The sequence below is a fragment of the Sphingopyxis bauzanensis genome, from assembly GCF_002205675.1.
Classification (GTDB): Bacteria; Pseudomonadota; Alphaproteobacteria; order Sphingomonadales; family Sphingomonadaceae; genus Sphingopyxis; species Sphingopyxis bauzanensis.
The window spans coordinates 62,761-85,319 of sequence record NZ_NISK01000001.1 but is presented as its reverse complement, the minus strand read 5'-3'; the positions used below and the strand labels follow the sequence as shown (position 1 = coordinate 85,319).

At 61.5% G+C, this 22,559-nt stretch carries 22 protein-coding genes, 1 tRNA gene and 1 pseudogene; 7 read left to right on the top strand and 17 right to left on the bottom strand.

The genetic code is table 11. The annotated features are described in order from the left end of the window. The first annotated feature begins 4 nt into the window (after positions 1-4). A complete protein-coding gene (locus tag CDQ92_RS00405) occupies positions 5-739 on the top strand; it encodes an SDR family NAD(P)-dependent oxidoreductase (protein WP_088439091.1) in 735 nt (244 codons plus the stop codon). A gap of 61 nt (positions 740-800) precedes the next feature. Next, positions 801-1,190 carry a hypothetical protein gene (locus CDQ92_RS00400; RefSeq protein WP_088439089.1) on the top strand — a complete coding sequence of 130 codons (390 nt, stop codon included), beginning with the start codon at positions 801-803 and terminating at the stop codon, positions 1,188-1,190. A gap of 92 nt (positions 1,191-1,282) precedes the next feature. On the opposite strand, the gene CDQ92_RS00395 is transcribed toward CDQ92_RS00400, so the two are convergent. From CDQ92_RS00395 to CDQ92_RS00370, 6 genes are all read right to left on the bottom strand, one after another. Beyond that, positions 1,283-2,458, bottom strand: a complete 1,176-nt coding sequence (locus CDQ92_RS00395; RefSeq protein ID WP_088439087.1) for a serine hydrolase domain-containing protein — start codon at positions 2,456-2,458, stop codon at positions 1,283-1,285. Positions 2,459-2,478: 20 nt separating this feature from the next. Beyond that, positions 2,479-3,759, bottom strand: a complete 1,281-nt coding sequence (locus CDQ92_RS00390) for an SAM-dependent methyltransferase (RefSeq protein ID WP_088439085.1) — start codon at positions 3,757-3,759, stop codon at positions 2,479-2,481. A 35-nt stretch (positions 3,760-3,794) separates the two neighbouring features. Continuing rightward, positions 3,795-5,183 (bottom strand): cryptochrome/photolyase family protein, encoded by a 1,389-nt coding sequence (locus CDQ92_RS00385; RefSeq protein WP_088439083.1) that lies wholly within the window; start codon positions 5,181-5,183, stop codon positions 3,795-3,797. After that, positions 5,180-6,139 carry a metal-dependent hydrolase gene (locus CDQ92_RS00380; RefSeq protein ID WP_088439081.1) on the bottom strand — a complete coding sequence of 320 codons (960 nt, stop codon included), beginning with the start codon at positions 6,137-6,139 and terminating at the stop codon, positions 5,180-5,182. The genes CDQ92_RS00385 and CDQ92_RS00380 overlap by 4 nt, the downstream gene beginning before the upstream one ends. An 88-nt stretch (positions 6,140-6,227) precedes the next feature. Continuing rightward, complete coding sequence (locus tag CDQ92_RS00375) at positions 6,228-7,265, bottom strand: 2-oxoacid:ferredoxin oxidoreductase subunit beta (RefSeq protein ID WP_088439079.1); 1,038 nt, start codon at positions 7,263-7,265, stop codon at positions 6,228-6,230. Then, positions 7,262-9,124: a 2-oxoacid:acceptor oxidoreductase subunit alpha gene (locus CDQ92_RS00370; protein WP_088439077.1), complete on the bottom strand. Its 1,863-nt coding sequence runs from the start codon at positions 9,122-9,124 to the stop codon at positions 7,262-7,264. Before CDQ92_RS00370 ends, CDQ92_RS00375 begins: the two co-directional genes overlap by 4 nt. A gap of 196 nt (positions 9,125-9,320) precedes the next feature. Here CDQ92_RS00370 and CDQ92_RS00365 point away from each other — a divergent pair, with 196 nt between their 5' ends. Continuing rightward, the gene (locus CDQ92_RS00365; RefSeq protein WP_088439075.1) at positions 9,321-10,268 is read left to right on the top strand and encodes an alpha/beta hydrolase; all 948 of its coding nucleotides are present in this window, start codon (positions 9,321-9,323) and stop codon (positions 10,266-10,268) included. Continuing rightward, complete coding sequence (locus CDQ92_RS00360; protein ID WP_088439073.1) at positions 10,265-10,741, top strand: RNA pyrophosphohydrolase; 477 nt, start codon at positions 10,265-10,267, stop codon at positions 10,739-10,741. Before CDQ92_RS00365 ends, CDQ92_RS00360 begins: the two co-directional genes overlap by 4 nt. Here CDQ92_RS00360 and CDQ92_RS00355 read toward each other — a convergent pair. Next, positions 10,702-11,391, bottom strand: coding sequence for a uracil-DNA glycosylase (locus tag CDQ92_RS00355; protein ID WP_088439071.1), 690 nt, complete (start codon positions 11,389-11,391; stop codon positions 10,702-10,704). The two genes, CDQ92_RS00360 and CDQ92_RS00355, sit on opposite strands and share 40 nt — an antisense overlap. Positions 11,392-11,414: 23 nt before the next feature. Between CDQ92_RS00355 and folK the strand changes: the two genes are divergently transcribed. Both folK and CDQ92_RS00345 read left to right on the top strand, forming a co-directional pair. Then, positions 11,415-11,936: a 2-amino-4-hydroxy-6-hydroxymethyldihydropteridine diphosphokinase gene (gene folK / locus CDQ92_RS00350; protein WP_188682469.1), complete on the top strand. Its 522-nt coding sequence runs from the start codon at positions 11,415-11,417 to the stop codon at positions 11,934-11,936. A gap of 42 nt (positions 11,937-11,978) precedes the next feature. Then, a tRNA-Lys gene (locus CDQ92_RS00345) sits at positions 11,979-12,054 on the top strand. 233 nt (positions 12,055-12,287) lie between these two features. On the opposite strand, the gene CDQ92_RS00340 is transcribed toward CDQ92_RS00345, so the two are convergent. The 8 genes and pseudogenes from CDQ92_RS00340 to CDQ92_RS00310 form a co-directional block, all read right to left on the bottom strand. Continuing rightward, positions 12,288-12,593 carry a hypothetical protein gene (locus CDQ92_RS00340; protein WP_088439069.1) on the bottom strand — a complete coding sequence of 102 codons (306 nt, stop codon included), beginning with the start codon at positions 12,591-12,593 and terminating at the stop codon, positions 12,288-12,290. Between the two features lie 272 nt (positions 12,594-12,865). Then, positions 12,866-13,807 carry an IS110 family RNA-guided transposase gene (locus CDQ92_RS00335; protein ID WP_088439067.1) on the bottom strand — a complete coding sequence of 314 codons (942 nt, stop codon included), beginning with the start codon at positions 13,805-13,807 and terminating at the stop codon, positions 12,866-12,868. Between the two features lie 285 nt (positions 13,808-14,092). Then, positions 14,093-14,674: a 3-phenylpropionate/cinnamic acid dioxygenase subunit beta gene (locus tag CDQ92_RS00330; RefSeq protein ID WP_088439065.1), complete on the bottom strand. Its 582-nt coding sequence runs from the start codon at positions 14,672-14,674 to the stop codon at positions 14,093-14,095. After that, positions 14,658-15,908 (bottom strand): aromatic ring-hydroxylating oxygenase subunit alpha, encoded by a 1,251-nt coding sequence (locus CDQ92_RS00325; RefSeq protein ID WP_237246103.1) that lies wholly within the window; start codon positions 15,906-15,908, stop codon positions 14,658-14,660. Before CDQ92_RS00325 ends, CDQ92_RS00330 begins: the two co-directional genes overlap by 17 nt. 106 nt (positions 15,909-16,014) lie before the next feature. After that, positions 16,015-16,836: a DODA-type extradiol aromatic ring-opening family dioxygenase gene (locus CDQ92_RS00320; RefSeq protein ID WP_088439063.1), complete on the bottom strand. Its 822-nt coding sequence runs from the start codon at positions 16,834-16,836 to the stop codon at positions 16,015-16,017. A gap of 61 nt (positions 16,837-16,897) precedes the next feature. Beyond that, positions 16,898-17,182: a hypothetical protein gene (locus CDQ92_RS21015; RefSeq protein WP_158213747.1), complete on the bottom strand. Its 285-nt coding sequence runs from the start codon at positions 17,180-17,182 to the stop codon at positions 16,898-16,900. Between the two features lie 163 nt (positions 17,183-17,345). After that, positions 17,346-17,529, bottom strand: a pseudogene (locus CDQ92_RS21490) (transposase); the annotation flags it as partial. A 101-nt stretch (positions 17,530-17,630) separates the two neighbouring features. Then, positions 17,631-18,623 (bottom strand): NADPH:quinone oxidoreductase family protein, encoded by a 993-nt coding sequence (locus tag CDQ92_RS00310; RefSeq protein WP_158213746.1) that lies wholly within the window; start codon positions 18,621-18,623, stop codon positions 17,631-17,633. A 90-nt stretch (positions 18,624-18,713) separates the two neighbouring features. On the opposite strand from CDQ92_RS00310, the gene CDQ92_RS00305 reads away from it, so the two are divergent. Beyond that, on the top strand, positions 18,714-20,369 hold the full coding sequence (locus tag CDQ92_RS00305; protein WP_088439057.1) for a class I adenylate-forming enzyme family protein: 1,656 nt from the start codon (positions 18,714-18,716) through the stop codon (positions 20,367-20,369). A gap of 140 nt (positions 20,370-20,509) precedes the next feature. Here the strand turns inward: CDQ92_RS00305 and dmpG are convergent, their stop codons facing one another. Together dmpG and CDQ92_RS00295 are read right to left on the bottom strand one after the other, a co-directional pair. Continuing rightward, entirely contained in the window at positions 20,510-21,553 is a 1,044-nt protein-coding gene (gene dmpG / locus CDQ92_RS00300; RefSeq protein WP_444544650.1) for a 4-hydroxy-2-oxovalerate aldolase, read from the bottom strand. Beyond that, complete coding sequence (locus CDQ92_RS00295; RefSeq protein WP_088439053.1) at positions 21,550-22,467, bottom strand: acetaldehyde dehydrogenase (acetylating); 918 nt, start codon at positions 22,465-22,467, stop codon at positions 21,550-21,552. The genes dmpG and CDQ92_RS00295 overlap by 4 nt, the downstream gene beginning before the upstream one ends. Positions 22,468-22,559 lie beyond the last annotated feature (92 nt).

Genomic DNA, 22,559 nt, shown 5'->3' with positions numbered 1-22,559 from the left:
CACCATGACTATCAAGACTGAAGAATTGGCGGGCCAGGTTGCGCTCGTCACCGGGGCGAGCCGTGGCATCGGCGAAGCGATTGCCGAAGCGCTCGCGGCGCGCGGCGCGCATGTCGTGATCACCGCGCGCACCGCAGGCGGGCTCGAAGCGCTCGAGGACCGGATCCACGAGGCGGGCGGCGCCGCGACGATCGCGCCGCTCGACCTGACCGACGGCGACAGCATCGCGCGGCTGGCGAGCGCGATGGCCGAACGTTGGCAACATCTCGACATGCTGGTCCTCAACGCCGCGATGCTCGGCACGCTGACCCCGGTGGCCGCGATCGACGGCAAGGAATTCAACAAGCTGCTGACGCTGAACCTGATCGCCCAGCAGGCGCTGATCGCCAATTTCGACCCGTTGCTGCGCCGCGCCGCGAACGGCCGCCTGCTCGCCCTGTCGAGCGGCGTCGCGCGCGAACCGCGCGCCTATTGGGGCGCCTATGCCGCATCGAAAGCGGCGCTCGAAACGCTGGTGACCAGCTACGGCGCCGAGATGCGCAACATCTCGACGGTCCGCACCGCGATCCTCGACCCGGGCGGCACCCGGACCCAGATGCGCGCCCGCGCCTATCCCGGCGAAGACGCCAAGAGCATCAAGGACCCTGCCGCGGTCGGCGAATTTGTAGCGGGGCTGATGGTCGGCGGCTTCGACAGCACCGCGTTCCACGCTTTGCCCAAGGTCATGGAAAAGGCTTAACGCCATCTTTGTTTTCCGGCACTAAGGCAGCCCGACAAGACGGGTTTGCAAGGGCGCAGCTATGACCAAGGATATTCTGCGATCAGCGATCGCGACGGTGATCGGCATCGTCGTAGCCTTCGGGCTGATCTGGCTGGCGCAATATGCCGGCAGCGAAATTTCGCCGTCCGAATATGACCTTGAGACCGGCGAGATATTGATCCCGATCGGCTCGACGATCGCGCTGATCGTCGGCTGGTTCATCGGCAGCTTCGCCGGCGGGTGGCTCGCGATGCGGATATCGGCAGGAACCGGTGCTGGCTGGATCGTGGCCGGGTCGGTGATCGGCGCCGCGCTCTATCGCGCCGTCACCCTCGCCGACACATGGTGGATCATGGCGCTGGGCGTCGCGGTTCCGCTCGCCGCCGTGTGGTTGGCCCAACGCGCAACAGCCATCGTCGCCGACCAATAGACCGTTGCCCCCGCGAAGGCGGGGCGGCTCGTGGTTTAGACAGCAATGGCCGATCAGGCCGCCCGGCCCACGCTTTCGCGGGGCGACAGGCCCTATTTCGCCGCTTCCTTATCCACCGCGGCCTGCACGCTCTTGTAAAAGACCTCGCGCGCCGCGCCGACACCCTCGGGATCGGTCGCGGTCGGCCAGTTGCCGTTCGATGCGATCACCAGCTTGCGCTTGGGATCGATGAAGATGCCCTGGCCAAAAATGCCCTGCGCCGCAAAGCTGCCGTCATCGTTGGTCCACCATTGATAGCCATAGCCGCGGCCCGGAATATCGATCCCCGCCTGTTTGGTGGTCGCCGCGGCCATCCAGTCGTCGGGGACGACCGTCTGCCCGCCGGCGACGCCGCCGTTCAGCATGAACTGGCCGAACCGTGCATAGTCCTTGAGGCTCGCCGACATGCAGCAACCGCTGATCTCATGCCCCGTGGCGCCGAGCATCCACACCGCATCCTGTTCCATTCCGAATGGCTTCCAGACCTTCTCGGACAGATATTGCGACAGCGTCTTGCCCGTCGCGCTCGACACCAGCACGCCGATCAGATTGGTTTCGCCGGTCTTGTACACCCACTTCGACCCCGCCGGCGCTTCGCGCGGCAAGGTCTTCATATAGCTGACCGTTATGTCCTCGCCCGCAATGGGTCTTTGCATATTGAACTGCGCAACATCGGACTTGGGATCGGTATAATCCTCGTTCCATTTGACGCCCGACGTCATCGTCAGCAACTGCCGCACCGACACGTCGTCATAGGCCGAACCCTTAAGCCCCGGGATATAGACGGTAACCTTGTCGTCGAGGCTCTTGATATAGCCGTCCTTCACCGCGGCGCCGACGAGGGTCGAGGTGAAGCTTTTCGCGACCGAAAAGCTGGTCCAGCGACCTGCGGCGCCATAACCAAGCGCATATTTCTCCAGCCGGACCTTGCCGTCCTGCACGATGATCAGCCCCGCGTTGCGCTGTTTTGCCATATAGGCGTCGACGTCGGCGCCCAGGTCGAGCGGCTCGCCCTCTGGCAGCGGATAGACCGGTCCACCCGCCTCGACGGTGTTGACGACAACCTTGGGGACCGTTTCCATCGTCCGAAAAGCGGCGTCGCGTTGATCCTGGGTCCAGAACAGCACATTCATATCCTTTGGCAGCGTGTCGGTGGTTTGGGTGGATGCGGGCGCATTGCACCCCGCCGCCGCGGCGCACAAAAGCGCCGCTGCCAGATATTGTCGCATAATATCCCTCTCCCCTGTTTTCAGGCTGTTTTTTCAAGCGTCACTTGCGCGACATCGATGCCGCCGCCGCGAAAACCGCCCTCGCAATATTGCAGATAATAACGCCAGAGCCGAACGAAACGGTCATCAAACCCTGACGGCAGCTGGTCGGCCGCGACCGCTGCGTCAAAACGCTCGCGCCACTGCCGCAGCGTTTCGGCATAATCCTCGCCGAACCGGTATACGTCGCGCCATGCGAGCCCGCGCGCCTCCGCGAGCGCCCGGAACCGGCTTTCGGAGATCAGGCAGCCGCCGGGAAAGATATAGGCCTGGATGAAGTCGCTGCTCGCCGCATAGCGTTCGAACAAGACATCGTTGATCAGGATATATTGGATCGCCGCCCTGCCGCCGGGGCGCAGCAGCCGCGCGACGGCGTCGAGATAGGCTGGCCAATAGGCCTGCCCGACCGCTTCGACCATCTCGACGCTGGCAATCGCGTCATAGGGTCCCCGGGCGTCGCGATAGTCGCACAGCTCGATACGCGACCGCGCTGACAAGTCGACCGCGGCAAGCCGCGCATCGGCGATCTCGGCCTGTGACGGCGACAGCGTGATGCCGGTGTAGATGACATCGTGCCGTTCGACCGCGCGCTCGGCGAGCGCGCCCCAGCCACAGCCGATCTCGAGCAGGCGGCTGCCCGATCGCAGGTCGAGCCGGTCGAGGATGGCATCGACCTTGCCCGTCTGCGCCTCCTCCAGGGATTGGCCCGGCTCGGCGAACAATGCGCTGGAATAATTCATCGCATGATCGAGCCACAAACGATAGAAATCATTGCCTAAATCATAGTGGGCATGGATGTTGCGCTTCGCCCCGCGACGGTTGTTGTGGTTCAGCAGGTGCGCGATCTTGTTGAGCCAGCGCAATGGCCCGCGCGCCCGCGCCACATCACCGAGTGATTCGCCATTGCGCATGAACAGGTCGAACAGCGGTACCGGGTCGGGCGAGGTCCACTCGCCCGCGTCCCACGCGCGGTACCAGCCCACCGACCCCGACATCGCCAGCCGCGCCAGCGCCGCCCAGCTGTGCAGGTGAACGACCGCCGCTGGCCCGTGCCCGCGCCCGCCCAGCAGGCGGACGCTGCCGTCGGGCGTGTGCGTCTCGATCGTGCCCAGCGCGAGACCCGCGTCAATCCGGTCGAGCAGCCGATGAAACAGTCCCGCGGGCGCCAGCGCCAGCAGCCGCGCGAGCGCCCCGCCGCTGCGGTAGGCGCGGTCGGCGCGGAGCAATTGCTTGCCGCGGCGCGGGCTGACATGCGTGTTCATAGCGCCTTCCTGCCCCAAAGTCCGGCGCCTGACAATCAGTTGCCGTGCGCCTTCATGACGTCATAGGCGGCCAGCGCGCGTTCGCGCGCTTCGCGGTGGCCGATGATCTTGGCGGGATAGGATCGCGGCCGCTGTCCGAAGCTTTCGGGATCGTGGATCGCCGGTTCGGTCAGTTCAGCAAGCTCCGGCACCCACTGGTGAATATAAGCTGCGGCATCGAACTTCTCCGACTGCGTCAGCGGCGCCATGATCCGCGGGAACATATTGCTGTCGACGCCGCTGCCCGCCACCCACTGCCAGTTGACCGCATTGGAGGCGTAATCCGCATCGACGAGCGTGTCCCAGAACCATTGCTCGCCCAGCCGCCAGTCGAGCAGCAGATGCTTGATCAGGAAGCTCGCGGCGATCATCCGCACCCGGTTATGCATCCAGCCCGTCGCCCATAGCTGGCGCATCCCGGCGTCGACGATCGGATAGCCGGTGCGGCCCTGTTGCCAGGCGGCGAGATCGGCATCGGCCGCGCTGCCGCTGCGCCATGGCAGATCGACGTCAAAGGCCGCACGCGCGCTGCGCCCGCCATAGTCGGGAAACTGCAGGATGATGTTTTGCGCATAATCGCGCCACCCTATCTCGCCGAGGAACACATCGACCGATCCCCCGGCGTCGGCGGTGCGCTGCCAGATGGTGGCGGGCGAGACCTCGCCGAAATGGAGATGCGGCGACAGGCGCGAACTGCCCTCCTGCGACGGCAGATTGCGGCAGCGATCATAATCCGCCGCCTCGTCAGCAAACGCCGCGATCCGCTTACGCGCGCCTGCCTCGCCCGGCTCCCATTGCGCGGTAAAGCCGGTGGCCCAATCGGGCTTGGTCGGTAGCAAATTCCAGTCGGCAAGCATGTCTGAAGCAGGCCATTTGTCGGGCGCCGCAATCTCGCGCGGCCGGTTCGACGGGCTCGGCGGCGGCATATGCTCCTTCAATGCCCGCCAGAAGGGCGTGTAGATTTTGTACGGCGTGCCGCCCCCGGTCGTCAGCGATCCCGGCGGGAGCAGGTAATTGCCATCATGGCATTGCAAGTCGAGCTGCTTCGCCACCGCCTTTTCGGCGTTGCGCCACCATGGTTCATAGTGGCGGAGGCAGTGCACCGACCTCGCACCAGTTTCTGCTGCGATCAGAGCGAGTTGCTCTTCACACTTCCCGCGCCGCAGGATCAATCGCGACCGCTTTTCGTGCAGGCTGGCGTCGAGGCTGGCGAGACTGTGGTGCAGCCACCAGCGCGACGCTGCGCCCATCCGGCGATGCTTCGGCGTATCATCGTCCAGAATGAACACCGGGATCACCGGCCCAGCCGCGGCCGCTGCGACGAGCGCCGCCTGATCCGACAGGCGCAGGTCGCGGCGGAGCCACAGGATGCTCGGCGCCGTCATTGGTTGCGGGTAGCAGTGTCGGGTGCGGTAAGCCGGACCTGGAAACGGTCCTGCGCCAAGGGATGCATGAAGCGCTGGTCGCGCAGCAGGATCGCATCGCCGTCAGGCTGCGCGACCGGCATCCGCGCCCAGAACAGGAATGCGCGCGCATCGGGATCGCCCATCAGCCACCCCTCGATCCGCGGGTCATCCATCCCGGCCCGCAGGCCGCTGATGTCAAGATTGCCGCCAACGCCGGGGGTAAAACTACCGCTCCCGTACCGCTCGGCGGTGCGCCAGAAGATATCGCGTTGCCAGAATGCCAGCGGCGGCGGACTGGCAACCACCAGCGCGTCCCGATGTCCGCTCGCTGCCAGCGCGGTCGCCGTGGTCCGTTCGGCAGCGCCGGTGATCAGGCCATTGGCAAAGATATAGACGCAAATCGCGGTGAAGCCGACCCACGCGGGCCGCTGCCAGTTTGTTGCCCCGCCCCGCTCGCGGCGCAGCGACAGCCACACCGACAGGCCCAGCGCGATCCATATCCACAGATCGATGATGAAGATCGTATCGCCGTAAAACCATTGCGACGAAAAGGGCTCGAGCAGGCGGATGCCGTAATTGTTGAGCCAATCGAGCGCCGGGTGGCTGAGGCAACCGATATAGGCGAGCGCCAGCAGCCAGCGCTTGTCGATCGGCAGCCGCCCGGCGGGGCGCTTGCCGCGCCTTGCCTGCCAGTGATCGAATGCCAGCATCGCCGCCCACAGCAATATCGGCAAGACCAGCATCGCGATCGGACCATGGGTGATCCCGCGCCGAAAACCCAGATGCTGGATCCCGTCGAGCCACGCCAGACAAGCGGCATCGATGTCGGGAAGGTTCGCCGCCAGAATCAGCGTCGGGATCGCCAGCCCGGTCTTTTTCTTGAGCCCCATCTGGCCGAGAACCGCGCCGACGAGGCTGTGCGTGAGATTATCCATCGCCGCTTGGTGGCGTGGATCGGTCCGCTTTGCAATGCGCTATACGGAGCGGGTCACGATCGGCTTGCGACCACGAAGCGCGCGGCAACTAGAGCTCGGGTCCACCCTCGGTCACCGTCCACGTCTGGCCCTTTTTCAGCAGGCCTTGCAGATCGGCGGTCTTGCCTTCGCGAGCGGCCGCGTTCTGGCGCCAGACATCGGCTTCAAAGGTCGGGCGCGGATCGTCGTAGAGGACGCCCAGCGCCATCGGGAATTCCCCGAACCGCATTTCGACCAGCATATGCGCCACGCTGCGGTTGGTGACGTCATGGACAATCACCCCCGCGGCCTGCCAGTCGCCATCGACGACATCGACGGTCTTGAGATGCAGCGCCTCGGCATCGAGCGCGATGCCCTTGGTGCCCTTGGCATAGAGCATCGGCTCGCCATTCTCGAGCCACAGCTGGCGATCCTCGGCACCTTTGGGCGCCGCGAAATCCTCGAACACGTCTTTGTTATAGACGATACAGTTCTGGAAAATCTCGATAAAGGCGGCGCCCTTGTGGGCATGCGCTGCTTTCAGCACTTCGGGCAACTTCTTCGACACGTCGAAGCCGCGCGCGACGAAGCGCGATCCGGCGCCGAGCGCAAAGGCCGCGGGCTGCGCCGGGCGATCGACCGATCCATAGGGGGTCGAGGGGCTGGTCGTGCCGACGCGGCTGGTCGGCGAATATTGGCCCTTGGTCAGCCCGTAGATCTCGTTGTTGAACAGCATGATCTGGCAATCGAGATTGCGGCGGATCAGGTGCATCGTGTGGTTGCCGCCGATCGACAGCCCGTCGCCGTCACCGGTGACGATCCAAACATCAAGGTTGGGATTGGCGAGCTTCAGCCCCGTCGCAAACGCCGGCGCACGGCCGTGGATCGTGTGGAAGCCATAGGTTTCCATATAATAGGGAAAGCGCGACGAGCAGCCGATGCCGCTGATGAACACGGTGTTCTCGGGCGCGGTGCCGATTTCAGGCATTGTGCGCTGCACCGCCTTCAAAATCGCATAGTCGCCGCAGCCGGGGCACCAGCGCACTTCCTGATCGGTTTCCCAATCCTTGAGCGTCGTCGTGCGCGCGATGGTCGTCATCTCGTTCATGCTAGTGCCTCCTCGATGGCGGCTTCGATCTCGGCAATCGTGAAGGGCTGCCCCGACACCTTGTTGACCGGCTTGGCGTCGACCAGATACTGGTCGCGCAGCACAGTCTTGAGCTGGCCGGTGTTCATTTCGGGAATGATCACCTTGTCATAGCTTTTGAGCAGTTCGCCCAGATTGGCGGGCAGCGGCCAGATGTGGCGGATATGGATATGGCTGACGTCGGCGCCCTCGGCGCGCTTGCGGCGCACTGCCTGATGGATCGGGCCAAAGGTGGAACCCCATCCGACGACCGCGAGCTTGCCGCTCTCGGCGCCAAGTTCGACGATCTGATCGGGGACCGTGATGCCGTCGATCTTATTCTTGCGAATATCGGTCATCGCCTGGTGGTTCGACGCTTCATAATTGATGTGGCCGGTGTCGATTTCCTTCTCGATCCCGCCGATGCGATGGAGCAGGCCGGGCGTCCCGGGCTTGACCCACGGACGCTTGAGCTTTTCGTCGCGGCTATAGGGCTTGAAACCGCCTTCGGGCACTTCGGTCAGGAATTCGACCGGGAAGGCTTCATATGTCGTGAGATCAGGCACCGCCCACGGCTCAGCCGCATTAGCGATATAGCCGTCGGTCAGCAGGATCACCGGGGTCATATATTGCACCGCGATCCGCACCGCCTCGATCGCGCATTCAAACGCATCGCCGGGCGAGCGCGCCGAAATCACCGGCATCGGCGCATCGCCGTTGCGGCCATAGACCGCCTGATACAGATCCGACTGCTCGGTCTTGGTCGGCAGGCCGGTCGAGGGACCACCGCGCTGCGAATTGACGATCACCAGCGGCAGCTCGGTCATGATCGCGAGGCCCATCGCCTCGCCCTTCAGCGCGATGCCCGGACCCGACGAGCTGGTGACACCGAGCGACCCGCCATAGCTGGCGCCGATCGCCGAACAGATCGCCGCGATCTCGTCCTCGGCCTGGAAGGTCGTGACGTCATATTCTTTCAGCCGCGACAGATGATGCAGGATCGCCGACGCGGGGGTGATCGGATAGCCGCCAAAGAACATCGGCAGCTTGGCGAGCTGCGCGCCCGCAACGAGGCCGAGGGCAATACCCTCCGCGCCGGTCAGCGTGCGATAAAGCCCCGGCGCGACGGGCGCGGGATCGACATGATGCTGCTTGAGCGGCCCCGCCAGTTCGGCGGTCTCACCATAAGCATGGCCGGCGTTCAGCGCCGCGATATTGGCGGCAGCCAGATCGGGCGCCTTGGCGAATTTCGCATTGAGCCAATCGACCAGCGGTGCGCGGTCGCGGTCAAACATCCAGAGCGCCAACCCCAGCGTCCACATATTCTTGCAGCGCAGCGCTTCCTTGTTGCCAAGGCCGAACGGCTTCACGGCGTCCATCGTCAACTGGCTGATGTTGAGCTTGAGCAATTGCCACTTCGCCAGACTGCCGTCGTCAAGCGGGTTGGCGTCATATTTTGCCTTCGCGAGGTTGCGGTCGTTGAACTCGCCTTCGTCGGCGATGATCAGCCCGCCTTGCTTGAGCGAAGGCACGTTCGTCTTGAGCGCCGCCGGGTTCATCGCGACGAGCACGTCGGGCGCATCGCCCGCCGTGTCGATCGCCGACGACCCGAAATTGATCTGGAACGCCGACACGCCGAACAACGTGCCTTGCGGCGCGCGGATTTCGGCGGGGAAGTCGGGGAAGGTCGCAAAGTCATTGCCCGCGAGCGCCGAAGACAGGGTGAATTGACCGCCGGTCAACTGCATCCCGTCGCCGCTGTCACCTGCAAACCTGACCACGACTGCATCCGAAAGGGGGGACGTCCGTTTGTCGGTTTCGCCCGCTACCGCTGTCGCCATTTTATTTTCTGCCTTGAATCTTGCGAACCTGTGACGCTGGCCTAGGCCTGTGGGCGCGATGCCGCAATTCAGAAAAAATTGTGCGCTGCAAACTTCAAACGTCCGAATGGGTTGCCAATTGCCATTGAATTATCCCGCGCGATGCCGAATAGCTGCGCCGATAACAAAGACGCAACGGCGAAGAGGGACCAGCAGGATGACCGACGGCACCACCCATTATACCCGCCCCGACGTGGCCATGTTCCTGGCTTTCCTCAATGCGCAGGAAGGCCCTAAGATGGAAGAGTTGCCGCCCGCCGAGGCGCGCGAGATGTTTCGCATGATGGCCAAGATGGCCGATGCCCCACGCGGCGAGATTGCGAAGGTCGAGGATCGGACAATTCCCGGCCCCGCGGGCGAGATTTCGATCCGCAGCTATGACAATCGTCCTGACCGCGAACCTGGCCCGGTGATGGTCTTTTATCATGGCGGGGGCTGGGTCATCGGCGACCTCGACACCCATGATGCCTATTGCGCCGAAGCCGCACGCCTGCTCGACATGCCCGTCATCGCGATCGACTATCGCCTCGCGCCCGAACACCCTTTCCCCGCCGCGCCCGACGATTGCGAAGCGGCGACGCGCTGGGTTGCCGATAATATCCCCTGCACCGGGCTCGTCCTGTCGGGCGAAAGCGCCGGCGGGAACCTGACCATCGCGACCGCGCTCACCCTTCGCGACAAACCCGCGTCGAAGCCGGTGATCGCAATGCACCCCATCTATCCGGCGGTCACTACGCACGACGACTGGCAAAGCTATCGCGATTTCGGCGAAGGCCATCTGCTGACCACCGGCAGCATGACGTGGTTCGGCAATCAATATGCCGCCGATCCCGCCGACTACCGCGCGTCGCCGCTCGATTTCCCCGCTGCGGGCCTGCCGCCAACATTGCTCACCACCGCTGGGCTCGACCCGCTGCGTGATCAGGGCCGCGCGTACGCCGCCAAGCTGATCGAAGCGGGTGTGCCGACGACCTATCGCGAAGCGGCGGGAAGCATTCACGGTTACATCAATCTGGCGCAAGGGATCCCGAGCGCCAAGGACGACATCCGCGGTGCGCTGACGGTCTTGAAAGCGATCGTCGCCGACGCTAGCGGGACCGCATGATCGATCCCAGCACACTTCCCTACCGGCCCTGCGCCGGCGTCATGCTCGCCAACCGCGACGGCCTGGTCTTCGTCGGCCAGCGGCTCGATACGTCGAGCGAGGCGTGGCAGATGCCGCAAGGCGGGATCGACCCCGGCGAAGATGCCGAGGAAGCCGCGATTCGCGAGCTCGGCGAAGAAACCGGGGTCCACGGCGGACTGGTCGAAATCATCGCGCGCAGCCGCGAGGAATATTTCTATGACCTGCCCGACAATCTGATCGGCAAGATGTGGGGCGGCAAATATCGCGGCCAGCGCCAGTACTGGTTTCTGATGCGCTTCATGGGCGAGGACGCCGACGTCAATATCGCAACCAAGCATCAGGAATTCCGCGCCTGGAAATGGGCCGATCTGAACGAGATCGAGAAGCTGATCGTGCCGTTCAAGCGCGTGCTTTACCGCGGATTGATCGAGGAATTCGGCCGGCTCGTCTGATCGCGCAGCGCCAGCGCAGTACGAAAGACGTCGGCGAACATCTCGGGGGTCAGACGGCCGGTGTTGGTATTGTAACGCGAGCAATGATAGCTATCGACCAGGTGGCGCCCATCAGCCAGCCCATGAACGGCGCCATGACCGAAAGGATGCGCCGCTAGCCGAACGCCAGCCGCTCGCAGCACCGCGTCATGCGCGATCCGTCCCAGCGCGATAATCACGCGGACGCCGGGCAACGCGGCCAGTTGCTTCTCGAAAAATGGTCGGCAATTCGCGATCTCCGCCGGCGCCGGCTTATTCTGCGGCGGCAGGCATTTGACGCTGTTGACGATAATGGCGCCGTCCAGTGTCAGCCCGTCGTCGACCCGCGCATCATATCGGCCTTTGCTCAGTCCGAACGCGGCGAGCGTCGCGAACAGTAGGTCGCCCGCATAGTCGCCGGTGAACGGCCGCCCCGTCCGGTTGGCGCCATGCTTGCCCGGGGCCAGCCCCGCAAAGGCGAGCCAGGCGTCGGGATCGCCGAAGGTATATACCGGCGCGTTCCACCAATCGGGATGTTCGGCCTGACATTCTCGCCGAAAGGCGACAAGCCGCGGGCAGCGCGGGCAATCGCGCGGCGGTTCGGTTCCGGGCAACGGGCTGTCAATCTCCACCCATCTGCGATAGGCGCGGCGCCATGAGCAACGCAATGCCGCTTCCACTTTATGCCATCGGGCTCGGGTCGAACCGGCGCCACGCCCGTTTCGGCGATCCGCGCGCCGTGCTGCTCGCCGCACTCGCCGCGCTCGAAAGCGACGACATCGAGGCCGTCGACGCCAGCCCGATCATCGCCAGCGCCCCGCTCGGCCACTCGCGCCGCCGCTATGCCAATGCGGTCGCACTTGTTGCGTCGACGCTGAGCCCGCCCGAAATGCTTGCGAGGCTGCACGCGATCGAAGCCAGCTTTGGCCGCCGCACCGGACAGCGCTGGAGCGCGCGAACGCTTGACCTCGACATTCTCCTCTGGTCGGGCGGCATCTGGTCCGACAGTGTGCTCACCATCCCCCACCCTGCGATCGCACAGCGCGCCTTCGTCCTCGGACCGCTCCGCGCGATCGTCCCCGAATGGCAGCACCCACTCCACCGCCGCAGCGTCCGCCAGCTCGCCGCAAGGCTTGCACGTCCAAAGCCGGTTGACCGGGGCGCAGCGGCGCACTAGGGCGACGGCTCACTTCGCACGCCGCCTTTGCGGCGGCGCGATGGGCCCTTAGCTCAGTCGGTAGAGCAACTGACTTTTAATCAGTAGGTCGCTGGTTCGAACCCAGCAGGGCTCACCATAATCAAGTAGTTAGCGAGAATATGGTGACGCGGTGAGCGCGCTAGGTAACGCTCAGGGCAACAACTGCGCAATCAGGGGCGTCGGTCGGCTTCAGCCTGCGTTGCCCCCGCTGTTGCGAAAACTTGATCTATAGGAGTTTCATTCTTCCCATCGACCAGCACGGCGAACCAATCGCCGTCGGGATCGGGGCCGCGCACTTCATGGGCCAATGCGATGAACGGTTCGGAAAAATTATTCGGCGCCGCGTGGCCCGTCGTCTTCGTCGCCGCCCCGTCCCAGCTGACCGGGCTCGTCGTCGTCGCTGCGTTCGCCGCGGTACGCGTCCATGTCGATCCGGCCCGAGCGTTCCATGTGATGCATGTGATCAACAACGTCTTGCACGTCGTCGGTCTCGTCACCCGTCTTTGGCTTGTCGCTGTCGGCCAATGGGCGCTCGGTGCGGGCAGCATTGGCGACCGACTGCGCCTGCGTTTCCTCGTCATCCTGCTCGCGGTTCACGGCTTCGGGCGCGTCGGTGTTCTTGGGATCGGCAATCATGGCACTGGCTCCTACCTTATCGGAACGCAACGCTGATCCGGCCGCCGCGGTTCCGTAGCGCAGGCATCTGGCGCAGGGAGAAAAACGACTCAGAACCTTCGCGGGGGTGCATTGGATATGCCGTAAAAGCCGCGTTCCACTGGCGCGACTTTTTGCTGCGTCACAGTTGACGGCGCTCAATCCTCATCGTCCCTAGCGTAAATCAGCACGAGTATCGCGCCCAAGATGAGGATGCCAAAAGCAAAAAGTCCGGCGATTAGTTTCCGTTGTGATCAAGCCCGCTTTTCGACCCAAAGGCGGTTTTCTTTGATGAGCGCGTTGGCGATTATGATGAGCTTTCGCATAAGGGCGACTAGAGCGACCTTTGCCGGTTTTCCGGCCGCGACGAGGCTTTGATATTTTGCCTTGAGGTCTGGATTGTAGCGGGCGGCAACGAGGGCCGGCATGTAAAGCGCTCGTCTTACGTTGGCCCGTCCCCCTTGAATGAAGCTGCGCCCTTTCCATTGCCCTGATTGTCGGGTGACGGGAGCCAGGCCTGCAAGGGAAGCGGCTTGTTTGGGATCGAGTGCTCCTAACTCTGGCATGGTCGCGACCAGCTGGTCGGCGGTGCGTGTGCCTATCCCGGCAATACTGGAGATGATTTCGTGCCGTCGCGCCAACTCTGAGTCAGCCGCAATGATCGTCGCAAGCTCGGCATCAACCTGTTCGATATGCCGTTCGATCTGATCCAAACGCTTTTTGTGCTGACGCTTGAGGAGAGGCAGCGTCAGGTTCTTCGCTTGATTTTGAAGCGCAATTTTATCGCGGACCAAGCCATCACGAGCGCTGATTAATTCGGCGAGCTTGGCCTGCTGGGGCGTATTGGCTGGGCGCACGGGAGGCTGGAGTGTCGTCGCCATGCGGGCCAGGATTACCGCATCAATTTTATCCGTTTTGGCGAGAGTGCCAATCGCTTGTGCGAACCGCCGCGCGCGAGCCGGGTTGAGCTTGACGCATGGCAGATCCGACAAAGCCTGCTCGAGCTGTCGGTGGTATGCGCCAGTAGCCTCATAGGCGATCCGATCGATCAACCATTGCCCGAGCCACGCTATCAGCTCCTTGTGGCCCTTGGCGGTATTGGTGAACTGCCGCTCGCAGCCTGCAGGATGAGCATATACATCAAGCGTCGCTTTTGAGATGTCGATGCCGATGGTTTGGGGTATGGGATTGTCCATCTTTTCCGCTGTCCTACTCTTGTCATCCGGGCCCGAAGCCCTGGTTTCCGTTCAGGTCTGGTGGAAAAGAAAGGGGTGATCACACTAATCGACGGTCCTCCACGACCGAGACGGATTCGATCCATCCCCTTCCGCCCGATCCGGGGTGGCCACCCCGGATCGGGCATCCCTTAATGCCTAAAACCAGCGGAAAAGTCATAAGACAAGACGACCCCATCAGTTCAACCGGCGTTCCAGTGGCTGGTTTTGTCACCGCCGTGCACACGGCTGGCCCGCGGCGTCCAATCACAGGAACGTATTGATATTTTTTGACTGCAATACTGTTTGTTGCAAAATCACCTTCCGGCGAGCCAGTTTCAAGGAACCATCCTGATCCCGCCTGACAAGATCTAGTCGGCGAGCCTTGATCTCCATCTCATCATTCTCAGTCCGGTGCCGATTGTTCAGAATGAGAGAATGTACAGTCCACTCGGCGGGATTTTCGGTTATTTCAACTTCGATGTTTCCAACCAGGTGAAAATGCCTCGTCGGCGGGTCTTCGGCCCAGGCATTGGGCTGCTTGGCACGGGCAACACGAATCTTGAGATACTCGAGATTGTCGTCGAAATATGCCATGCGGCCAGCGCTGAATTTCTCGACGTCCTTCCTGTAGCGAGCCTGCACGCCGGGAACCCAGTAATGGATATCGTCTGCCAGCAACTCCAGCCACTCATCATACTGTTCACCATCGAGAAGACGGGCTTCGCGATACAGAAACTGCTGAATCTCGAGCAGCAAAACGATGGGGACTGCGGGATTATCGCAAGATGCGACTTGGCCGGATTGGTTCACGGTCACCTCTAATTGATATTCAGCGGACAGGGACATCGGCCCAGGTTTCTGCGCCCATCAGGTCTGCCCAACGCTGGTAGAACGCCCGCTGGTTTGCCTCGTTGATCTGGCTCTGGTAAACATTCCCTTTGAGCTCATCATGGTCGATCTGTGAATCGAGACCCATTCCCACGTGGAGCATTTGGCGTCGGGTCACAACGCCAGCGTTGACCGACGTGCAATTCTCAAAGTTCTCCCCGTCGTCCATCTCGAAGACGCCTGCGGGCGAAAAGGTCAGCATCACTCCGCGCCGGTACTCATCCTTCAACTCCTGCGGGGCATTGGCGTTCAGAAACACCCATGTGTTAAGCTCCGTTTCGCTGGGCCCTTTCGGGTTCCAGGTGCGGAAGGTGTTGTGCCCAGCCAGAAAAGACAGGTTGGGGAAAACGTTGGCCGAGCTGAGCGATCCAACCATCCTGCTGCGGACCTTCCCCAGCCGTTCGGCAAACTTGGTTTCCTGCCCACGAAGATACTCGATGATCTGCGGCGAATTGAGGGTGGCAGCGTTGCCGATGAAATCCAGTCCAAACTCCCAGCCGTGACCATTCACGTTGGCGTGATAGGACCGTTCTGCCCGCATGGTCGGCGCCTTGCCGAACATGGCGATAAGAGCTGAACCGTGGGTCCAGGGCGCGTGGTAGGAATCACCCACAAAGTTTTCCGCGGGGAACTTCCAGTTGCATTTGAGATGGGATTTGATGTTGCCGTCGATGAATTCGATGCCACCTTCATCGTTGTCGAGAATGACGTCAAGATACCAGCGGAAGTCGCCGAGGTATTCTTCAAGGGACGGCGCTGCGGGATCGAAGCAGGCGAAATGCATGCCCTTGTAGCTTTCCACCCGGGCCGGGTGGAGGCCGAGCTTTGCCTTGTCAAAATTGGACTTGCCATCATAGGATTGCGGACGGCTTACGCTCTTCAGACCGCCATCGAGGCCGTAGGACCACCCATGGAAATTGCAGGTGAACCGGCGGGCCTTGCCGACCTCGGCAAAGCAGACACGATTGCCCCGGTGAGAACAGGAATTGAGGAAGGTATGAATTTTGCCGTCTTCGCCGCGGGACACAATGACCGCGTCCTGACCTATCGTGCTGGTCAGAAAATCCCCGACTTCGGGCAATTGGGAATCATGGGCAACGAAGATCCAGCATCTGGCGAAAATTCGTTCCAATTCCAGTGCATAGATATCGTCCTGCCAGAAAATCCGGCGATCTAACCAACCGTTTTCCACATCGACCCATTCGCCTGTCCTGACAATTGGTACTTCCCGGCTGGTCGTTTCCACTACTAGGTTTGACACCCCATTCTCCCATTCAATTTGATGGCGCCTGCCAATCTCAGGCCGATGGCAGGATTTCCGCAAAGCCCAGGCCAGTTACACCGCCCGGCCAGGCTTCATAGGCGAGCACCTCGCCTGATCCTCCGGGAAGCGCGCCCATCACGGCGAGAAAATGGCGGATTTCCATCCCGCCGTTGCCCCCGTCGCGCATGATCTCCTGGTCGGTCATCGCCAAAAGCGGGGCTGGATCACCGGACACAATCGCATCGAGAACCTTTTCGTCGAATTCGGGATTGATCCGCCCCATCTCGCCAGTACCGACCCAATGGCTTATGCCTCCGCTGCCCATCAACACGATCCGGTCGTCGGTTGGCATGGCGGCGACCGCTTCGCGAACCATCTGTCCGAATTCATATGCGCGCTGAAGGCGGACATATGGCTCCACGCCGCTTGCCATGTAGACGGGAATGGTCTTGACCGATCCGTCTGTCGGCAAGGCGAGTTGGGCGGGTACGCCGATGGCATGATCCACACCAAGATCGCGCGCAACCGCAACATCGAACCCGTTACCATGGGCGTAATCCACAAGGCTGCGCGCGAAAGCGGGATCGCTGGCGATCGGTGAGTTCGCAACTCCTGGCAACCGATCAATCGGGCCATGCAGTTCGCCTGTGGCGATGAGGAATTGCGGAAGGCAGCGAGGGCTGAAAAGAATGTAATGGTCCGCACCGAAGATTATCGCTTTGGTCGCCCCCAGCGCTTCCACCTTTTCCCGTATGAGGGTGTAGGCCCCGAGCAGGTGGTCGCGCTCTATATTCTGCGGATTTACGAACAACGAGGGATCATGCGGCATGATATAGCCACTAACGATTTTCGCCATCTGACAACTCTCTTTCGTGGGTTGATTCGTCCAAGCTTGGAAAAGCCGTTGGAATGCCCGTTTAGCCCGGCAAGGCTTCCAGTCGGGATTCTAGCTTGGGAACTCGATCGAGATATTCGGGTATCGACTGTGGCCCGCGCACACTGGTCCAGAAACCCATCAAGAGCATCGGATTGATTCCGTATTTGAACAGGTCTTCCACCTGCACGGCAACGACCATCTCCCGTTCCGCGTCAGTGAGCGCGTATTTGCCTGACGCTTCTTCAGGATTCTGGCGAAACGCCTCCCGATGGCTACGCGACGTACTCACGTCATAGAGTATTTGCTCGACAGATCCGTAGCTCATCCCGCTCGCTCTCCGTATGTCTTCTGTCTCAACGAAGACTGATGGCAGCCGTATAAAAAGCGAATCTTCAAATGTCAATACGCCCGCGTATGGTATCTGGCCTGGAAACCCTGCGGAGGCCGCTCCGAACGCCGGGCCACCCAACAGCCAGTTTGCAATTTTATTAATCCAAGCAATATCTTTTGGTCCGGCGGCTGGGCATGCGGATTGCGGCGATGAGCGCCAACGCCAAGGACGAGGCACTTGGCGCGCCGACCGCATCGTCCGAGCCACGCGAATGTTCGTTCGACGACCCAGCGGCGGGGTGGCACCTCGACGCCCTTGGCGTTGTCCGATCACTTTTCGATCCCGGCAGACCATTTGCCAATGCTGGCAACTGCCGATCGCCTCGCTTCGCTGGCGGACCAAGCGGCTCCGTCAGGGTGATCCAGAATGGCCGGAAAGTGCTCTAATCATCGCTCTGCCATGACAACACAACCTTGCCGACTGTGTTTCGCGTTCCCAAGGCCGTGATTGCCTCTATCAATTCGCCGATTGGGCGGACATGTTGGATCAGCGGGCTGATCCTGCCTTGGCCACACAGGCCAACTAGGTCCTGCTGTATCGCAGCGATTTCCTCGGGGTTGCGATCAAAGCTCCAGTAAACGCCATGCACACTGGCCGATTTCACCAGCATGTAATTTGCCTTCAGGGCAGGTATCTCGCCACTGGCAAAGCCACACACGAGTAACTGCCCCTGCCATCCCAAGAGACGCAAGCTTCGTTCCGAGGTTTCTCCACCTACCGGATCGAGCACGATATCGACGCCTTGCGGGGCCAAAGCCTTAACTTCGTCTTGCCAATTCGGCTGGCGGTAATCGATCACGTGTTCAGCGCCATTTTCGCGTGCGATGCGGCGCTTTTCCTCCGACCCTGCCGTTGCAATGATACGGGCCCCGACGGAATGGGCCAGTTGCGTTGCAGCGACGCCAAGCCCACCAGCGGCGGCATGAATCAGAACCGTCTTTCCGGCAGTCAAATTCGCTTTCTGGAACAATGCGACATGGGCTGTCGTGTAGGAAACAGGGAGCGCGGCCGCAGCCGCGGCGGGCAAATCGCCGATGGCCATCAATCGGCGCGAGGGAACCGCGCAATATTCCGCGAATGCTCCGCTGCGAACCTGGCATGCGACCCTGTCGCCGATTTGAAACCGGGAGTTTCCACTCGTTTGAACCACGGTTCCGGCAAATTCATTGCCAGGCACGAACGGGGGCTCGATCCGGTCCTGATAGCGGCCTGCAATCGCTATCTCGTCTGCAAAATTCAGCCCGGCAGCCTCGACTTTTACCAGCGTGTCAAGCGGCTCCGGACCCCCTTCACACAAGGATGGAACCGGGATCCGGTCGAGAACGAGATCCTCCGGCTTGCCGAATTTCTTGAGTACCCATGCCCGCATTGTCATCGCTTCAACCGTTCCCTTGCAAAGTTTCCATTCGCCCGAGTATGGACAAAGGGGGGTCCTGACAAGTGGCATCGTGCAAAGGATGACTTGATGACAGCCGACAAGAATAGACCTGCCTGGGAAGGGCATTATCCCGCCACCGCGCGCGATCTCGCGCCGCCCGAACCGCGTGCGCTGACCGCGCTGCTTGACGATGCCGCCTATTCCTTTCCCAACAGGCCCTGCCTCACGCTGGAGGATTGGACGCTGAGTTACGGTGAGGTTGCTCTGCTTGCGTCTCGCCTTGGCGCGGGCCTGGCGCAGATGGGGGTCATGTCTGGGGATCGGATCGGGTATATGGGGCCGCCTCACCCCGCGTTCACGCTTGGCTGTTTCGCGATGTGGCATATCGGGGCAGTATATGTCGGGCTCAATCCATTATACAGTGTCGACCGGCTGGCTGGACAATGTATCGACAGCGGTCTCAAGGCGATCATCACGCTTGATGAGCCCAGATTGCTGGCAAAGGCACATCAGATCCGCGAACTGACCGGGCAGCCAGTCACTTTCCTGGTAGGTTCCTTCAAGAAGGACCCGCGTGAGGTGATCGACCCGAACCAACCGTTCGGGCCAAGTAATGTATGGGCCATTTCCGACTTGCTGGCTGCTGATGCGTCGGTAGAGCGGGCGACCTTCGATCCCGTGACCCAGCCGGCAGTGCTGCAGTTCACAGGCGGCACCACCGGCACACCCAAAGCAGCGGTGCTCACTCATTTTAACCTGCTGACCAATGCTGCCCAGATGGTCAGCTGGTATCCCCAGCTCGAGCCCGGCAGGGAAGTCATGCTTTCTGCTGCACCGGTGACTCATGCGGGCGGCATCGGCCCGGTCCAGAATTTCACCGTACAGCTGGCGGGCGAGCTCGTATCGCTGCCGCGCTTTGATCCGATGAAGACGCTCGACCTGATCGAGGAGCGGAAGATCACCATTCTGCTGATGGCACCAACGATGGCCACCGCTTTGCTTGAAGCGGCTCGGGAGCGACCGATCGACTGGTCCGGCGTGAAGTGCGTCCAATGCGGCGCCGGGCCCGTCCCGGCGGAGCTGAAGGCCCGGTTCCTGCAGGCCACCGGGCACTGGATCACCACCCTTTACGGGATGAGCGAAACCGCGCCGGCCGTCGTCTATTCACCGTCTGACCGAGCGCTGGCAGAATATACGGGTGTTCCGCTGCCGTTCACGGAGGTCGAGATCCGCAAGGTCGATGACCCGCATCAACGTGCAGCAGTCGGTGAGGTAGGGGAAATCTGCCTTCGCGGCCCGCAAGTGATGAAGGGATACTGGCGCAATCAGGACGCTACCAGCGAAGGTTTTATCGATGGCTTCTTCCGCAGCGGCGATCTGGGTTCGATGAGCAAAGATGGACTGGTCACCGTCAGCGACAGGCTCAAGGACATGATAATTGCCGGTGGGTACAATATTTACCCTGCCGACGTGGAAAGCGCGATACTTGGCCATCCCGCTGTTCGCGAAGCGGCGGTCATCGGTGTACCTGACGAATACCGGGGCGAAACCGCAAAGGCGATTGTGAGCCTTCGTGGGGGCGAGCAGCTTGATCTCGATGAGCTCAGGGAGTTTCTCTCTGGTCGCCTTTCGCCAATGGAAATTCCCACGATCCTGTCCATCGTCGACGAAATACCGCGCAATGAGAACATGAAGATTTCGCGGCTGGACCTGCGCGAGCTCGAACGTCTTGCGCCACGCTAGCGTGCGTGAACGGCTTCGCCCGCCTCAATGCGATACGCCGCATGGGTCGGCAGTTCCGCAGGCACGGCATCTACAGGGGTGAGGGTGGACCGGGCGGCGAACTGCAGCGCCGCCCGGTCTGCCGGGTGTCAGGTTTTAGGCTAGATTAGTGCGCGGGCCTTGGCCATCGAAAGAGCCGTGTCCTCGATCATGTCTTCCTGACCGCCGATCATCTTTTTGCGCCCCAGTTCTATCAGGATGTCTCGAGCAGAGAGGCCGTATTTGCGTTCCGCTTCCTTGGCTTTATACAGGAACGTCGAATAAACGCCGGCAAAGCCCAGCGTGATGGAATCCCGATCCGCCCTCGGCGGCTGCGGCATGATCGGCAAGACTCGGTCTTCCGCAACATCCATCAGTTTGAACAAGTCGATACCAGTCTCGATGCCCAGTCGTTCGCTTACGGCAGCCATCAGTTCCAGCGGCGTATTGCCAGCCCCTGCACCAAGCCCGGCAGCCGAGCCGTCAATTCGGTTTGCGCCGGCAGCGACAGCTGCCAGCGAATTCGCAACTCCCATACCAAGGTTATGGTGGGCATGAAAGCCGATCTCGGTCTCATCCTGCAAGGCCGTGCGCAGGCCAGCGATGCGCGTGGTGACTTCATCGGGTAGCATGTAGCCGGCCGAATCCACGCAATAGATCGTCTGTGCCCCATAGCTTTCCATCAGCAGCGCCTGTCCGATCATGTGGTCGGGCGGCGTCATGTGCGCCATCATCAGGAAGCCGACAGTATCCAAGCCCAGTTCCCGTCCCAAACCGATATGCTGTTCGGTCACATCCGCTTCGGTGCAATGGGAGGCAACGTGAACGCAACTCGCCCCGCAGTCGGCAGCCATGCGCAATTCATCAAGCGTGCCGATGCCGGGAACGTGAAGGACCGAGATTGCCGCATTCTTAACATTTTTGGCCACCGCCGTGATGTACTCGCGATCGGAATGCAGGCCGCGGCCATAGCTGAGAGACGATCCTCCCAGCCCGTCGCCGTGGGTGACCTGGATCAACGGCACTCCGGCATCGTCAAGTCCTGAAGCGATATCAATCATCTGTTCCAGAGTTATCTGATGGCGCATCGAATGCATGCCATCGCGCAGGCACATATCGTGTAACTTGACCTTGCGGCCTCTGACCTTATCCTCAAGGCTCATCATGCGTTCTCCTTCACTGGTTCCAACTTGAGCCGTCCCGCCAATATGTCCCGCGCGAACATCTCGGCGGTGCGCGCGCCGGCCGCAGTCATGATGTCGAGATTTCCGGCATATTTCGGAAGAAAATCGCCCAATCCCTCGACCTCCAGGAAAATCGATACTATTCGGCCTTCGAAAATGGGGCCGTTCTTCAATTTATAGCCGGGAACATATTCCTGAACTGCGGCGATCATCTCTTGCACCGAAGCAGTAATGGCTGCCTGGTCGGGTTCATCGACAGTTTCGCAATAGACGGTATCGCGCATCATCAGCGGCGGTTCCGCCGGGTTCACGATCACGATCGCCTTGCCTTGCGCAGCTCCGCCGACTTTCGCCACTGCGGCCGAGGTCGTGCGGGTGAACTCGTCGATATTCTTGCGCGTACCTACGCCGATCGACATCGACGCGACAGTGGCAATGATTTCGGCATAGGCTACTTCCTGCACCCTGCTGACGGCGGCAACCATGGGGATTGTCGCCTGTCCGGCGCAAGTGACCATGTTGACGTTCATGGCCTGACGACCGGCAAGGTCCTTCAGGTTGACCGGGGGGACGCACAGCGGGCCGATGGCAGCGGGCGTAAGATCGATGACCAGAACGCCCAGCTCATTGAGCTTGCGACTGTTCTCGGGATGAACATAGGCCGAAGTTGCATCGAAGGCGATCTGCACACCATCCGCGATCACGTGGGGAACCAGCCCGTCGACACCTTCAGAGGTTGTCTTTAGGCCGAGCTTGTCCGCACGGGCGAGGCCTTCGGAACCGGGCTCAATACCGACCATCCAGACCGGTTCGAGAACCTCAGAGCGCAGCAATTTGTAGAGCAGATCGGTGCCGATATTTCCCGGCCCGATTATTGCGCATTTGATTTTTTCCATCTGAATTTCTTTCTTGTAACTGGATCGTGGCTGTGATCGCATCATGGTCTAATGGTCGCGCCCATTTCGGGGGTTTGGGCATCCGCCCTTCA

Coding starts and splice junctions, on each gene's coding strand:
- CDQ92_RS00405 (WP_088439091.1), top strand. CDS start 5: ATGACTATCAAGACTGAAGAATTGGCGGGCCAGGTTGCGCTCGTCACC.
- CDQ92_RS00400 (WP_088439089.1), top strand. CDS start 801: ATGACCAAGGATATTCTGCGATCAGCGATCGCGACGGTGATCGGCATC.
- CDQ92_RS00395 (WP_088439087.1), bottom strand. CDS start 2,458: ATGCGACAATATCTGGCAGCGGCGCTTTTGTGCGCCGCGGCGGCGGGG.
- CDQ92_RS00390 (WP_088439085.1), bottom strand. CDS start 3,759: ATGAACACGCATGTCAGCCCGCGCCGCGGCAAGCAATTGCTCCGCGCC.
- CDQ92_RS00385 (WP_088439083.1), bottom strand. CDS start 5,183: ATGACGGCGCCGAGCATCCTGTGGCTCCGCCGCGACCTGCGCCTGTCG.
- CDQ92_RS00380 (WP_088439081.1), bottom strand. CDS start 6,139: ATGGATAATCTCACGCACAGCCTCGTCGGCGCGGTTCTCGGCCAGATG.
- CDQ92_RS00375 (WP_088439079.1), bottom strand. CDS start 7,265: ATGAACGAGATGACGACCATCGCGCGCACGACGACGCTCAAGGATTGG.
- CDQ92_RS00370 (WP_088439077.1), bottom strand. CDS start 9,124: ATGGCGACAGCGGTAGCGGGCGAAACCGACAAACGGACGTCCCCCCTT.
- CDQ92_RS00365 (WP_088439075.1), top strand. CDS start 9,321: ATGACCGACGGCACCACCCATTATACCCGCCCCGACGTGGCCATGTTC.
- CDQ92_RS00360 (WP_088439073.1), top strand. CDS start 10,265: ATGATCGATCCCAGCACACTTCCCTACCGGCCCTGCGCCGGCGTCATG.
- folK (WP_188682469.1), top strand. CDS start 11,415: ATGAGCAACGCAATGCCGCTTCCACTTTATGCCATCGGGCTCGGGTCG.
- CDQ92_RS00340 (WP_088439069.1), bottom strand. CDS start 12,593: ATGATTGCCGATCCCAAGAACACCGACGCGCCCGAAGCCGTGAACCGC.
- CDQ92_RS00335 (WP_088439067.1), bottom strand. CDS start 13,807: ATGGACAATCCCATACCCCAAACCATCGGCATCGACATCTCAAAAGCG.
- CDQ92_RS00330 (WP_088439065.1), bottom strand. CDS start 14,674: ATGTCCCTGTCCGCTGAATATCAATTAGAGGTGACCGTGAACCAATCC.
- CDQ92_RS00320 (WP_088439063.1), bottom strand. CDS start 16,836: ATGGCGAAAATCGTTAGTGGCTATATCATGCCGCATGATCCCTCGTTG.
- CDQ92_RS21015 (WP_158213747.1), bottom strand. CDS start 17,182: ATGAGCTACGGATCTGTCGAGCAAATACTCTATGACGTGAGTACGTCG.
- CDQ92_RS00310 (WP_158213746.1), bottom strand. CDS start 18,623: ATGACAATGCGGGCATGGGTACTCAAGAAATTCGGCAAGCCGGAGGAT.
- CDQ92_RS00305 (WP_088439057.1), top strand. CDS start 18,714: ATGACAGCCGACAAGAATAGACCTGCCTGGGAAGGGCATTATCCCGCC.
- dmpG (WP_444544650.1), bottom strand. CDS start 21,553: ATGATGAGCCTTGAGGATAAGGTCAGAGGCCGCAAGGTCAAGTTACAC.
- CDQ92_RS00295 (WP_088439053.1), bottom strand. CDS start 22,467: ATGGAAAAAATCAAATGCGCAATAATCGGGCCGGGAAATATCGGCACC.